Genomic DNA, 12,463 nt, shown 5'->3' on the forward strand with positions numbered 1-12,463 from the left:
AACTATATAGAGAAAGAGTAAAAGTTCCGCGTTTTTTGGGGGTTTAGTGCTAAAAATAAAGCAATATATACTAGGTGTTCTAAAAAATATTTTAAGAGAAAGACATAAAAAGCGAGGGGCTATATGAACCATATTGGAATAGATTTTGATGATACACTTGTTGATATGAGAAAATCGATTGTAAAACTTTTAAATAAAATACATAACAAAAATTTGGATTACGAAGAAATGGTAGAGTACGGAGTTTCGGATTTATATGGATATTCCTTTGAAGCATTTGTAGATTTTTTTACAAACAATCAAAAGGAACTGCATTCAGCTAAACCATATCCATTTTTAATTGATGTACAGTGAACTAAGCAAAACTTCAAAACTATCAATCATGACGGGCAGGTCAAAAGCTTGGATGAATTCAGCGGAACTTTGGGTTGTTAAAAATAAGTTGCCCATAGATGATATAGTATGCGCTTCAGAATATATAAATGGTAAGCCTGAATGTGCTTTAATTCATAATGTCACTCTATTTATTGAAGACAACCCTGCCCATGCATTTTCTATTGCAAATAGTGGAATAGATGTATTGCTACTTGATAAGCCATACAATCAAATGTGTAAGCACGAACGAATAACGAGAGTGAAGGACTGGGAAGAAGTAGGTAGTTTGTTATTAAGTTAAGGCTTCTATAAATGAAAAATAACTTTGAATCCATTATAGAAGCTAATTAATCTACACAAATCTTAATTCGAGCAACGGCCTCTTTATAATGAAGTATACAATCATTTATTGATAATACAGCGAAATAGGAAAAAGCGGTTAAATCTTCTATTATAGAATTATCATAAATAAAGTTAATATGTAATGGTTTTTTGGGGATGATTTTTTCTTCTAATAGTTTAGTTGAAACATCATGATAGATATGCTCTATTGTTTCGCCCATAGCCCTTTCAATGGAAAATCCACCTGCTAGACTTGTCCACCAAGTGAAAAAGGAATCATATATTTGATTAAAAGCAGTTAGATTATCGACAGTAACATCACACAATTCATGATAAAATAAGTGTTTTTCATTATAGAAAATATCCTGGTCAATATCTCTATTCTCAGAAATACTTTTCGTTATCTTAGTCCATAAGCCGCGATACTGTAATAAAAAATCCTTTCGAAACTCACAAGTTGTTAGGAGATAGGGGAATTTCCAATTATCCTTATTTTTATTTTGGTTGAGAAAGATATTTTGAACATAAACCAAAAAATTTAATGAATAAGAAGCTTCTGCTATTATTTGTAATGAGTTTTTCATCGGTTTCCTCCTTATTTCTTACACCAGATTTCAATATTTATTCCGCTTTTTTCTGAAGTAACAGAGAATCAACTATCCAAAAAAGAGATGCACACAAAATAAATAGAAAATAAAAGATGGAAGAATGGAAAGGATCTTTCATATCAAAAAACATGGCAACAATCCATATGACAACCCCAGAAAAAATATTATAGATCGCTAGGTAGAGAATACTAAATTTCTTTGGTCTTTGATTTAGGAAAATTTGCAGCGGCGACGCGATAACCAAATAAAAGCAAAAGAAAATAAAACTAAATATTAGTATTCCCAACAAACTAAAATAAGAAGAACTAATAAGGTAAATCGTACTAACGCAAATAGCGGAGATCAGAGAAGTAAGCAACGAGCGAGCGATCATATCAATATCTATCTTCTTTAATTGCATGAAATTCCCCCCATAAATGCATCTATTTCATCCTTAAATCGTGAAGCTTCTTCTAGAAACGGATAATGATTGCTTTGATTAAATATCAATAATTTCGAATGAGGAATGCACTTATTCATTTCAAGCGAATAGGAAAGAGGGCACTGAACATCGAATTTTCCACAAATGATTAATGTTGGAGTTGAAATCAGCTTAAGCTTCCTAGTAACATCAAAAAGTTGCACTTCCCGGCTAAAATAGTTCAGTCTAATCGAGGATATTTTCTTTTGAATAGGAAGGGAAAAATACTCTCCATAGTTTTCAGGAGTATATAAGGATAACTTTGTTCGTTCTTTCGTAATTCTCATCTTTTCTGTAATTGATAAATCAGATTGTTTTATCTTTTCCATCAAATCTTGCATTTTCTTAAAGGATGGATGTTTATCATTGTATATACAATCAGGATTCTCTTGCAGCAGCTCCTACTAAAACAAGTTTTCTCAAACTGTTAGAGCAATATATCCCATAAATAACTCCTAGAATACCCCAGTGGAATGTCCTGCCAAGTTCCATTTTTTAAATCCTAATGCTTCCCGTATTGCTTCTAAGTCGAAGATAGACTCTAGTAACCCTAGTTCATACGGTTGAGTAGCCTTATCGGAGCTACCTGCTTCTCTGAGATTAACAAGAAATACTTCATGCGTATCGACAAAGGATTCTGCAAAATAATCTCCTGTCTCATTAAATTCTGTATAGTGATGGGTTATACAAAGAGGTTCACCTTGCCCTTTAATAAAAATTTCGAATTTTCCCCTAGAGGTATTTAATAGTTTTCTAGCCCATTTATTCATATATACTCCCTTCAAATGCAATAAGTTAATCTCTTGTTATGTATGAGGATATAGAAGATGTACTTATTAATCTGCTAATTTTATAAACTCAGCATCATGCCGGATATTTGTTGAAAGCACTACATAGTTGTTACCATATTTTAGCATCTGGGAGAGAAGTAATAAACAGTTTTCGTAAGACAATCGAAAAATTATATCCTGCAGGTAATATGATAGGATAAAAAAAACGAAGCATTTATTAAGCTCAATCTTCTAGACATTTTTTACTTCATAGTTATTGCAGCACCAAGAGGAATTCTTCTAAGGGCGATTAATTCCATCACTTTTTAAACGCTCTATATCTTATTTAATTTGCATCATATTTTATTACCATATATTGGTCTTTTTTCAATAAGTACTTTATAATCTATTAATAAAGGAGGGGAAAACTTGTCACAAAAAAATAAGAAAGAATTTATATCCCTTATTTTAACATTATTCTTATTCTTAGCCTCAATTGCAGTTTTTCTTTTTGTAAGGGGGTCTAATTTAACTCTGTGGATACCAATATCCTTATATTTATTAATTGACTTAGGTCTACTTGTTTCACTTATTATAGGTATACAATCTAATAATAAAAGCATAAAAATTTTTAGTATTCTATCTAATATTATTTTGATGATTCCAATAACCATTTGGACATATTTTTTGTTGTTGGCAAATGGAATTTCAGAAAAATAAGAATTATAGTGGGGTTAATGCCACTTAAATTTAATTTTAATGGTTTATTTATTTGAAAAGATAATTAAAGGATGGATTTAATGGAAACATCAAAACTTCTAAGAGGAACATTTCTTTTAACGCTAGGAACAATTATCTCAAAAGTTCTTGGCATGCTCTATGTTATTCCTTTTTATCATATAGTAGGGGAAAAAGGAAATGCTTTATACTCAATGGCTTATATCCCTTATTCTATTTTTATAAGTATAGCCACTGCTGGCTTGCCATTAGCAGTGGCAAAGTTTGTTTCTAAATATAATTCTCTAGAGGAGTATGCAGTAGGGAGAAAATTATTTAAATCTGGGCTTATTATGATGAGTTGTACTGGAATTGTCGCATTTGTTATTTTATATTTCTTTGCGCCCATTTTAGCAGCAGCTAGCATTCCAGATAACGCCGATGTAAGTGTTCAAGATGGGACAACTGTTATTCGTGCGGTTAGCTTTGGATTACTGATTGTTCCTTTAATGAGTTTGATTAGAGGTTTTTTTCAAGGGCATCAATCAATGGGACCTTCGGCAGTTTCTCAAGTAGTTGAGCAGATTGTGCAAGTTATTTTTATGCTTTCTGGTGCCTATATTATATTAAATCTCTTAAAAGGAAGTTTAGTTACTGCTGTCAGTGTAGCAACCTTTGCGGCATTTATAGGGGCAGTTGGAAGTTTAGTAGTCTTATTATGGTATTGGTATAAAAGAAAACCCCATCTTGATAAGCTTCTTTTAGAAGATAAAGGAGTCATTGAAGTTTCGCTTAAGGAAACATATAAAGAGATTATCGTATATGCAATCCCTTTTATTTTTGTAGGTCTTGCAAATCCATTATTCCAGTTTATTGATGAACTTACTTTCAAAGGTGCAATGGAATCTATTGGCTTAAAAGATCAAGTAGTAACTGCATTTGGTGTTTTGACTTTAAATACTCATAAACTTGTCATTATTCCAGTCTCTTTAGCAACTGCTTTTTCATTAACGTTAGTGCCTGCCATTACGAAAGCATATACCGAAAAAGATCATGTAAGTTTAGTTCAACAAGTGAATCAAACAATTCAAATTGTTCTATTCTTTACATTACCTGCTGTTGTAGGTCTTTCGCTGCTTGCCGAACCGGTCTATACCTTATTTTATCATCATAAAGAACTTGGTACGGACATATTAAGAATATATGCTCCGGTAGCTATTCTCTTTTCCCTTTTCTCTATTACAGCAGCGGTCCTTCAAGGAATAAATAAGCAAAAATATACTATTATAAGTTTGTTGGTAGGTTTGATTGTGAAATTATGTCTGAACATACCACTTATCAAAATTTTTGCAACAAGTGGGGCAGTAATAGCAACAAGTATAGGATATTTAGTGGCAATTATTATTAATTTTTATGCGGTAAAAAAGTTTGCTGGCTATTCTTTAAGGTTAGTAATCAGAAGAGTGCTGCAAATCGGATTCTTTACACTCGTTATGTTTATTGGAACACTAATTACCTATATGCTATTAACTTTATTTTTATCAACTCAAGCTAAGTTAGACGCATGTATTATAGTGATTGTTTGTATGGTTGTGGGAATAAGTATTTATTTTTGTCTAAGTGTTAAGTCTAATTTAATTATTCATCTCTTTGGGGAACGAGCAATACGAGTAATAAAGAAGTTGAATATCAATAAATCTTTTTAATTGGTGGCGATAAGCAGTCTACTATGCTTTATTTCTATTTAATATGAGAATTCTAGATATTTGGAGTTGAAATTATAATGGGGAGTTATGTTGAATAAATTAATAGGCTCTCAATTAAATAGAGAAGTATATAATATCAGTCAAAATATGAAGGGAAACAGCTGAATAACGAATTTATCAGCCAAAATAAGAGGGAAATCAGCCAAACTAGGAAATTATCAGCCAAAGTAAGAGGGAAATCAGCCAAACTAGGAAATTATCAGCCAAAGTAAGAGGGAAATCAGCCAAACGCCGAAATTATCAGCCAAAGCAAGGTGGAAATCAGCCAAACTACATATAATAAGTAGAGAAAATTTTTAAGCATTTAAGCACATACAGCATTATACAGGGGAGAGTACAATTCATATGAGGGGATGATTAGGAGAATGCAAACTAATGAAATGCTGACTCAAACATTTTTAACCTTTGCAGAAAAGGAATGTAAGGGATCAAGCTTCATTTACGAACTTTTGTCAAAACAAATTGCAATGGATAAAACGCTTCTTAATATTGCTGAATGTGCTAGAGAGGGGCAGCCTGTCCCAAATCTATTATTTGGTGCAGTTCACTACCTACTGTTAAAGGGGACCAATCACTCGCTAAAAGATTATTACCCTATTATCACAGAGAATCCCAAAACAGCTAAGGCTTCGTTTCCTATTTTTAAAGATTTCTGCCTCAAATATCAAAAGGAGATTATATGGATTCTCCAAACGAAGTTAGTCCAAACGAATGAGGTGAGAAGATGTTCTTACCTTTATCCTGCTTTTTGTATGATATTTAATCTAGCAAAGAAACCGCTAGCGTTAATCGAAATAGGCACTAGTGCAGGATTTCAGCTTCAGTGGGATAAGTATGCCTATTCATACGGTAAAGAATGGTATGGAAATTCAGAGTCAGAACTGCCAATTACTGCGACTGTAATAGGAGAAAATATGCCATTCTTATTGAAAACTTCTCCTCCTGTTACGGCAAGGATTGGTTTTGATTTACATACGATAGATTTACATGACAAAGACGAAGGATTATGGCTAAAAGCATTGATATGGCCAGAACATAGAGAGAGATTATTCTTATTTGAAAAAGCGGCAGATTACAGAAGAGAAGGTGCTTTGAACGTAGCGAGCGGTGATGGAGTAAGCATGCTGCCATATTATGCCGAAACTATTCCAGAGGGCAGTGCCATTTGCATCTTTCATACCCATGTAGCGAATCAAATACCAAGAGAAGGGAAGGAGCTTCTGTTACAAAGCGTGGAAGAAATCGGGAAGCACAGAGAAGTATTTCATCTTTATAATAATATTCAAGATAGATACTTACACTTAGATTATTATATGGCCGGTAAGAAGAGTGAAAATACCATTGCAGAAACAGACGGACATGGAAGATGGTTTAAATGGTTAAAAAATGATATCAAATAAGGAAGTAATTTAGTTTTAGGATAAAGAGTTATCTCTACACTAGAATAAGGGAATATACTTCTAGGGCTTTTAAATGTGAAAAGTATATAATAAGGAGGCACTAAAATATAATGGGTTTACTGAATATTGGGAGCCTGGTGCTTGGTTTAATTGCTTGGATATTGCCGGCTACAAACTTAATGGGAAATAAAGAGAAAGTTCAGAGAAATGGGCTAATGATTTGTTTTCTTAGCATGAGTGCTTGTACGATTTCTATCTCTTTTCAGATTATCTATAGCTATTATCTTGTAAAAATGGAGGATTGGAGTGCAATGATGGACACAACAGGTGGGGTAGTGGTTGCGACTGCAGTTCTACTTTCTGTAACAATTATTTTGAACACTGCGAATTATATTGTATATCGTAAAGTTACAGCAAAATAGCCTTTAAAATAAATACATATAAAGAAAAGGACACTTCTATTGGTGTCCTTTTATTGCAATAACAACATCTACTTAATGTAAAATCAACTTTAGTAAATATTTCTAGTTAATTTCAGAAAAAGAGTTATAATGTAGCTAGAATAAAAATTAAAGGAGTTTTTATGGAATTAATAACATCAAAGGTCATCATTATTTCTATTTTACTATTAGTGATTACAATGGTAGAAACATTGGCCTATTCAACAAGAATATCTGGTACGAGAGTAAGGTTAATTGCTACTGCTATATCGTTATTTAGCACAATGGTTATTGTTTCGCGATTTTCCACTATGTTTCAACAGCCATTAACAGCAAAATTGATAGCAGAAGTTCCCAAAGGGGCAGACAAATTAACTTTTATTGCGGCGCAATATCGAATTTTGATAGGAGTAACATCATTGGGAGTATTATTTGGAATCCTGTTGTTTCCAACATTTATTAATATTTTTTCACGAGCCATTGTTCAATTAGCAAATGAAAGAGGGTCCATGCTAGCTCTTTTTTCTAAATTATTCAAGAAAAACAATTGGAAAAAGCTTGTAAAATGTCTCAAATTACCGAGAATTTCCTATTTTAGAGGAATTACCTTAAACACAGTTCCAAAGCGTTTATTTGTATTAAATGTCATTATTTCAGCTATATTTACGACGGGTGTCATATCCTCCATATATGCTTCCATGTTAGTTCCTGCAAAAGTTTCTCAGGCAGCTTTAATGTCCTCAGGGGTAATAAACGGGATTGCCACCATCATTCTGACCTTATTTATTGATCCAAAGGCGTCTGTGTTAGCCGATCGCGTCATGAAAAAACAAACGGACTACATCTATTTGAAAAGTTACTCATTAACAATGGTTAGTTCTAAATTTATCGGTACCATAGTAGCACAAATAATCTTTTTACCAGCAGCATACTATGTGGCTTGGTTTGCAGAGTGGCTTTAATCTAAAATAGGAGCTGAAAAGTAAATTACTGTCCTTTATATTATAGTCGTTAGGTCTATTAGCTTTTCAAACGACTGGATAAACAATTGAGAACTATCGAAATAGTTTTTTACTAAAGGGGGAAATAAAGTGACGGAGTCATTAGAGTTTAGGTTAGCAGTATTACAAGATTTAGATCAGATTGTAGCTATGCTTGCTGATGATGTTTTAGGCAGTAAGCGAGAGCGTTATGAACAGCCACTACCTGCCAGTTATCTGCAAGCGTTTCAAGCTATTACAGAAGATCCCAATAATGAATTAGTGGTAGCATGTTTTGGAAATGAAGTAGTTGGGGTTCAACAAATTACATTTACTCCATATATTACCCATCAAGGAGGATGGCGAGCGACTATTGAAGGGGTAAGAACTGCCTCTTCTGTAAGAGGAAAAGGGGTAGGTACTCAACTAATTAACTGGGCAATCGAGCGTGCCAAAGAAAGAGGCTGTCATTTAATTCAGCTTACGACTGACAAACAAAGACCAGATGCCTTGCGTTTTTATGAACGATTAGGCTTTCAAGCAACACATGATGGGCTGAAAATGAAACTATAGCAAGGAGGGAGGTGCGACAAAGTGGTTCGGGTGTTATCAATAGAGAAAGATGACATCATAATAGAACAAATGGAAGAGCTGTATAAAAGTGTATGGAATAAATCTATTAAGGGACCTTTAGTAAGACACATTAAGTATAAAGGATTTAGGGGGAATAGGATAATTTCAGCAGAAGGGAGACTAATAGGGTTTGTATATGGATATATATCTTTACCAGAACAATACTATCATACACTGCTTTCTAATGAGCTAAGTCAGGAAGAATACGATTTTTGGTTGAAAGATTGCTTTGAAGTAGTTGAATTAGTTATTCATCCCTTGCATCGAAAAAGAGGATTTGGAAGTAAATTAATAAGAGATTTGTTGCTTGGTGTAGACAATAAAACAGCTGTATTAACGACACAAGTAACGAATACAGCGGCACAAAGTTTATACACTGGCTTAGGATGGACTGTTATTAAGAATGCATTCATACTGAATAAGACTGAGGCTCCTTTTATGATTATGGGGAAAGTATTAGGGAAGAAAAATGGATTATAAGAAGCATTAAGCAATCTGTAGGAGAATGTCTATAGTTGATGAACATTCCATTTAAAAGATACGGAGGAGAGACGATGTTTGAAATCTTGAATGTAAATGCTGAAAACGTGGATGAATACGGATTTTTTTGTATGAGAAGCAAACCAAAATCAAAAGGGTATCAAAATAAACTAGCATGGCTGAAGGAACGGTTTAAAGATGGGTTAAAAGTAAAAATCCTTCTAGAAGACGGTCGACAAAGAGGGTTTATTGAATATATTCCCGGTGAATTTACTTGGCGAGCGATAAATGCCAAGAAATATATGGTGATTCATTGCTTCTGGATCGTTGGCAAGAGCAAAGGAAAGGGCTATGGTAGCAAGCTCTTAGAGGAATGTATAACGGATGCGAGAGAATTACATTTAGATGGTATTACAATAGTCACTAGTAAGAAAAGCTGGTTACCAGACAAAACTATCTTTGAAAAAAAAGGCTTCAATCAAGTGGATAAAAAAGGGGATTTTGAATTAATGGCTTATGCTTTTCAAAATGATCGGAAACCTAGCTTTATTGATTGGCCGCAACTAGCAAACGAATATGATAATGGGATTACGGTGTTCAAATCAAACCAATGTCCGTTCACGCAGGATGCTGTTGATAATTTACAAGCTGCAGCAGATGAGCACGGCTTAAATGTAACAGTACTTGAAATGAACGATAATGAAATGGTACAACATCAGTTTCCAACACCCTTCGGCGTATTTACAGTTATATATAATGGTGAAATTATTACTTATCATCCAGAAACGAAGAATAAATTTTTACAATTAATAGAAAAACAAGATTTGAAAAGGAGTAAGTAAACATTGATGAAAGATATATCTATGTAAATAGATAATATTAGTAAATGCTTGACTCAAAGTATTAAAGAAGAAATGAAATAAAGAGCAATCTTCAAATGGATCTTAGAAATAGAGCAAAGCCTGTGAGACTATGCTCCATATATTTTTTTCCTAACTAGTAAATCTAGCAGTAAGAATTATTCTTTATTATTTGCTAAAGTCTGTCTGTTATCAGCTAACGGAGGTTGCTCTAGCCATCCATACTTTATTAATAATTCACATCCATCTTCGGCGTATAAACCCACTTCAGCCATGAATTTCGTATATTCTGCGGCGATATCTCTCCTTTGAGAAACAGATAAGCCAGCACCATAATAGCCAACTGCAGAAGAAACCAATGTAACAATATGGTATAACATTAATTTATCAGAAAAAGGGGGAACGGTGGAATTTGTTACTTCCGACACCCATGTTTTCGGAGAAGATAAGTCTTCCTTTGTAAGGATAGTATTAAAAGTAGTGAAGTGGTTCAAACAAATTTTTTTACCTCTTTCAAAATATTTTTGAATTTCTTTTATTTGGCAAACTTGAGCAAATCCTAATTCTAAAACGGTTTTTACTATGTCTTTTTTCATGTTAAAACTCATACCACTTATTTCAATCGTATTTAATGGTCGTTTTTTCCCAAACCATCCAGCTAAATAACTCTGGTCATCGACAAATTTGACTTGCTCTGGTGTATTAATTCTAGCGGTTTTACTATAGAATCCTTTATTTAACATGATGGAAACGATTCGTTTATGTAACTCCATCGTTTCCTTGTTGCATTGAATAAAGTAATCTAACTGGTCATCTCTTGATGATGTAGAAACGGCACCTGCATATCCAGTTAATCCTAGTAAGGTCATAACATGTAAATACGCTATAATAAAAGCGTCAGTAAAGATAGAAGGAGCATTTAAATTAACATCTTCCTCCACTGAAAAACCTTTGGGAATGGGAAAGTTCTCTTGAGTAAAGAAATCAGTAATTTTAGTAATATGGGATTCAGCAAGACTAAGGGAAAAGTTAAGTACTTCTTTAATGTCTTTGTCTTTTGCCTTTTCAATTGAATGGGTAAGAATACATATGGATAAAGAATCATTTATGTATTGAGTCCAAAGGTTCGCTATTTCAGGTGTGGTTAGTTCTACATCATGACTGATTTTCTTCATAAAAACTCCTCCAACAAGTGCATATATCAAATACAATTTTATTTTTTTGATATTATATTAATATTTCATAGTTGCGCCATTTTTATGTAAGAAAAAAAAATGTTAAAGAAGCGATAAATAGGATAAAGTTAATAGACTGTTCTAGAATTTACCATAATAAATTCTTTTCTTAGAGGATTAACATAAAATTTCCGTGGTATTTATTAGGTATAAAAATCACGGAGGGATGTAGATGAATCATTTGAAGGCGGTTGTTATTAAGCTAATAATGATCCTCTTAGTATTAGGGATTATTCTTACTGGAATCTTTGATGGGGAATTTGGCAATACGCTTTGGATCAGCATTGTTCTGACGATTGCTGCTTACATTATTGGTGATTTGTTCATCTTTAGAAAAATCGGCGATGATGCAGCATTTGTAAAGCGTAACATAATAGCGACAGTTTCAGATGCAATATTGACGGTTCTTATCATTTATTTAATGGGTAAATCCATGTTTGCAGATGATAATAACCTGAGTGTTGCAGCAATTCTATCAGCTGTAGTAATAGGAATAGGAGAGTGGTTTTTTCATAAATATCTTAATAATAATGTATTTGAGGAGAAACCTAATCATCCAGAATCTACTTTTTAACTATTAATGAATAAAGGAAAGTTTTCAACAAAAATATATTTGAAAGCAGAATTGATATTGCATGTATTCCTTGAGAGTGTTTAATTTATGGACTAGGCCCGCTGCAAGCAATATTCCACCATTCAAGGAGAATGATAACTATGCTAATTTATCATTCTATTTCTAAAATACAAAAATTTGTCTAAAGTCTAAAAATCAGTTGACTCTATAGAGCCAACTGATTTTTTGCATAAGCATCTTTATATAAAGTGCATAAAAAGTAATTAATTCTTAATTATTTTATTGCAAATACAGCAAAAAAGGATTAAAATAAACTTAATTATTTTTATTGTAAATACAACAAAAAGGATTGAGGGTTGGAAAGGTGAAAGAAATTCTTCGAGAGATTGGAATGATTGGAAGAGCGCTAGATTCAATTAGTAATATCGAATTTAAAGAATATAATCTTACAAGGGGGCAATATTTATACCTTGTAAGAATTTTTGAAAATCCCGGTATCATTCAAGAGAAGTTAGCTGAAATGATTAAAGTAGATCGAACAACGGCTGCAAGAGCAATTAAAAAATTGGAGATTAATGGATTCATTACAAAAGAAGATGATCCACATAACAAGAAAATAAAAAGACTATTTCCAACAGAAAAAGGAGAAAAAGTGTATCCATATATCAAAAGCGAAAATGATTATTCAAATGAAATAGCATTAGCTGGATTGTCTAAAGAGGAGGTGGATATCTTGTTCACCCTCCTTCTAAGAGTAAGAAAAAATATAGAAAAAGACTGGGAATATGTAAAAAAAGGCAATAAGCGCAATTATTAAGACGGA

Annotated in this window: 15 protein-coding genes and 1 pseudogene; 12 read left to right on the forward strand and 4 right to left on the reverse strand. The window is 33.0% G+C overall.

The features are described 5' to 3' along the window. Positions 1-123 precede the first annotated feature (123 nt). Together NSQ89_RS08500 and NSQ89_RS08505 are read left to right on the forward strand one after the other, a co-directional pair. A complete protein-coding gene (locus tag NSQ89_RS08500; RefSeq protein WP_341132481.1) occupies positions 124-354 on the forward strand; it encodes a hypothetical protein in 231 nt (76 codons plus the stop codon). 52 nt (positions 355-406) lie between these two features. Beyond that, complete coding sequence (locus tag NSQ89_RS08505) at positions 407-676, forward strand: hypothetical protein (RefSeq protein WP_341132482.1); 270 nt, start codon at positions 407-409, stop codon at positions 674-676. A gap of 46 nt (positions 677-722) precedes the next feature. On the opposite strand, the gene NSQ89_RS08510 is transcribed toward NSQ89_RS08505, so the two are convergent. The 3 genes and pseudogenes from NSQ89_RS08510 to NSQ89_RS08515 form a co-directional block, all read right to left on the reverse strand. Next, positions 723-1,301: a hypothetical protein gene (locus tag NSQ89_RS08510; RefSeq protein WP_061800431.1), complete on the reverse strand. Its 579-nt coding sequence runs from the start codon at positions 1,299-1,301 to the stop codon at positions 723-725. 37 nt (positions 1,302-1,338) lie between these two features. Continuing rightward, a complete protein-coding gene (locus tag NSQ89_RS25360) occupies positions 1,339-1,725 on the reverse strand; it encodes a UPF0715 family protein (RefSeq protein WP_418789665.1) in 387 nt (128 codons plus the stop codon). Beyond that, positions 1,716-2,555: pseudogene (locus NSQ89_RS08515) on the reverse strand (alpha/beta fold hydrolase). Before NSQ89_RS08515 ends, NSQ89_RS25360 begins: the two are co-directional and overlap by 10 nt. 429 nt (positions 2,556-2,984) lie before the next feature. Here NSQ89_RS08515 and NSQ89_RS08520 point away from each other — a divergent pair. From NSQ89_RS08520 to NSQ89_RS08555, 8 genes are all read left to right on the forward strand, one after another. Beyond that, on the forward strand, positions 2,985-3,275 hold the full coding sequence (locus NSQ89_RS08520) for a hypothetical protein (protein WP_047944934.1): 291 nt from the start codon (positions 2,985-2,987) through the stop codon (positions 3,273-3,275). An 80-nt stretch (positions 3,276-3,355) separates the two neighbouring features. Next, positions 3,356-4,978, forward strand: a complete 1,623-nt coding sequence (locus NSQ89_RS08525) for a putative polysaccharide biosynthesis protein (RefSeq protein ID WP_341132483.1) — start codon at positions 3,356-3,358, stop codon at positions 4,976-4,978. A 425-nt stretch (positions 4,979-5,403) separates the two neighbouring features. Next, complete coding sequence (locus tag NSQ89_RS08530; protein WP_341132484.1) at positions 5,404-6,438, forward strand: DUF2332 domain-containing protein; 1,035 nt, start codon at positions 5,404-5,406, stop codon at positions 6,436-6,438. 110 nt (positions 6,439-6,548) lie between these two features. Further along, positions 6,549-6,860 (forward strand): hypothetical protein, encoded by a 312-nt coding sequence (locus NSQ89_RS08535; protein WP_341132485.1) that lies wholly within the window; start codon positions 6,549-6,551, stop codon positions 6,858-6,860. A gap of 161 nt (positions 6,861-7,021) precedes the next feature. Next, positions 7,022-7,840, forward strand: coding sequence for a lipid II flippase Amj family protein (locus tag NSQ89_RS08540; protein ID WP_047944730.1), 819 nt, complete (start codon positions 7,022-7,024; stop codon positions 7,838-7,840). 129 nt (positions 7,841-7,969) lie between these two features. Continuing rightward, positions 7,970-8,431 carry a GNAT family N-acetyltransferase gene (locus tag NSQ89_RS08545; RefSeq protein ID WP_251687170.1) on the forward strand — a complete coding sequence of 154 codons (462 nt, stop codon included), beginning with the start codon at positions 7,970-7,972 and terminating at the stop codon, positions 8,429-8,431. Between the two features lie 21 nt (positions 8,432-8,452). Further along, positions 8,453-8,971 (forward strand): GNAT family N-acetyltransferase, encoded by a 519-nt coding sequence (locus NSQ89_RS08550; RefSeq protein ID WP_251687172.1) that lies wholly within the window; start codon positions 8,453-8,455, stop codon positions 8,969-8,971. Between the two features lie 74 nt (positions 8,972-9,045). Continuing rightward, complete coding sequence (locus NSQ89_RS08555) at positions 9,046-9,813, forward strand: GNAT family N-acetyltransferase (RefSeq protein ID WP_341132486.1); 768 nt, start codon at positions 9,046-9,048, stop codon at positions 9,811-9,813. 176 nt (positions 9,814-9,989) lie between these two features. Here the strand turns inward: NSQ89_RS08555 and NSQ89_RS08560 are convergent, their stop codons facing one another. Next, positions 9,990-11,006, reverse strand: coding sequence for a DUF3231 family protein (locus tag NSQ89_RS08560; protein ID WP_341132487.1), 1,017 nt, complete (start codon positions 11,004-11,006; stop codon positions 9,990-9,992). A 232-nt stretch (positions 11,007-11,238) separates the two neighbouring features. On the opposite strand from NSQ89_RS08560, the gene NSQ89_RS08565 reads away from it, so the two are divergent. Then, positions 11,239-11,640, forward strand: coding sequence for a DUF2512 family protein (locus tag NSQ89_RS08565; protein ID WP_047944734.1), 402 nt, complete (start codon positions 11,239-11,241; stop codon positions 11,638-11,640). Positions 11,641-12,004: 364 nt separating this feature from the next. Further along, the gene (locus NSQ89_RS08570; protein WP_095257388.1) at positions 12,005-12,457 is read left to right on the forward strand and encodes a MarR family winged helix-turn-helix transcriptional regulator; all 453 of its coding nucleotides are present in this window, start codon (positions 12,005-12,007) and stop codon (positions 12,455-12,457) included. Positions 12,458-12,463: the final 6 nt, after the last annotated feature.

The organism is Niallia sp. FSL R7-0648 (assembly GCF_038007005.1).
In the GTDB taxonomy this organism is placed as follows: domain Bacteria; phylum Bacillota; class Bacilli; order Bacillales; family Cytobacillaceae; genus Niallia; species Niallia circulans.

What these genes read in the sequence shown, in the direction of transcription:
- NSQ89_RS08500 (WP_341132481.1), top strand. Translation starts at nt 124, where the DNA reads ATGAACCATATTGGAATAGATTTTGATGATACACTTGTTGATATGAGA.
- NSQ89_RS08505 (WP_341132482.1), top strand. Translation starts at nt 407, where the DNA reads ATGAATTCAGCGGAACTTTGGGTTGTTAAAAATAAGTTGCCCATAGAT.
- NSQ89_RS08510 (WP_061800431.1), bottom strand. Translation starts at nt 1,301, where the DNA reads ATGAAAAACTCATTACAAATAATAGCAGAAGCTTCTTATTCATTAAAT.
- NSQ89_RS25360 (WP_418789665.1), bottom strand. Translation starts at nt 1,725, where the DNA reads ATGCAATTAAAGAAGATAGATATTGATATGATCGCTCGCTCGTTGCTT.
- NSQ89_RS08525 (WP_341132483.1), top strand. Translation starts at nt 3,356, where the DNA reads ATGGAAACATCAAAACTTCTAAGAGGAACATTTCTTTTAACGCTAGGA.
- NSQ89_RS08530 (WP_341132484.1), top strand. Translation starts at nt 5,404, where the DNA reads ATGCAAACTAATGAAATGCTGACTCAAACATTTTTAACCTTTGCAGAA.
- NSQ89_RS08535 (WP_341132485.1), top strand. Translation starts at nt 6,549, where the DNA reads ATGGGTTTACTGAATATTGGGAGCCTGGTGCTTGGTTTAATTGCTTGG.
- NSQ89_RS08540 (WP_047944730.1), top strand. Translation starts at nt 7,022, where the DNA reads ATGGAATTAATAACATCAAAGGTCATCATTATTTCTATTTTACTATTA.
- NSQ89_RS08555 (WP_341132486.1), top strand. Translation starts at nt 9,046, where the DNA reads ATGTTTGAAATCTTGAATGTAAATGCTGAAAACGTGGATGAATACGGA.
- NSQ89_RS08560 (WP_341132487.1), bottom strand. Translation starts at nt 11,006, where the DNA reads ATGAAGAAAATCAGTCATGATGTAGAACTAACCACACCTGAAATAGCG.
- NSQ89_RS08565 (WP_047944734.1), top strand. Translation starts at nt 11,239, where the DNA reads ATGAATCATTTGAAGGCGGTTGTTATTAAGCTAATAATGATCCTCTTA.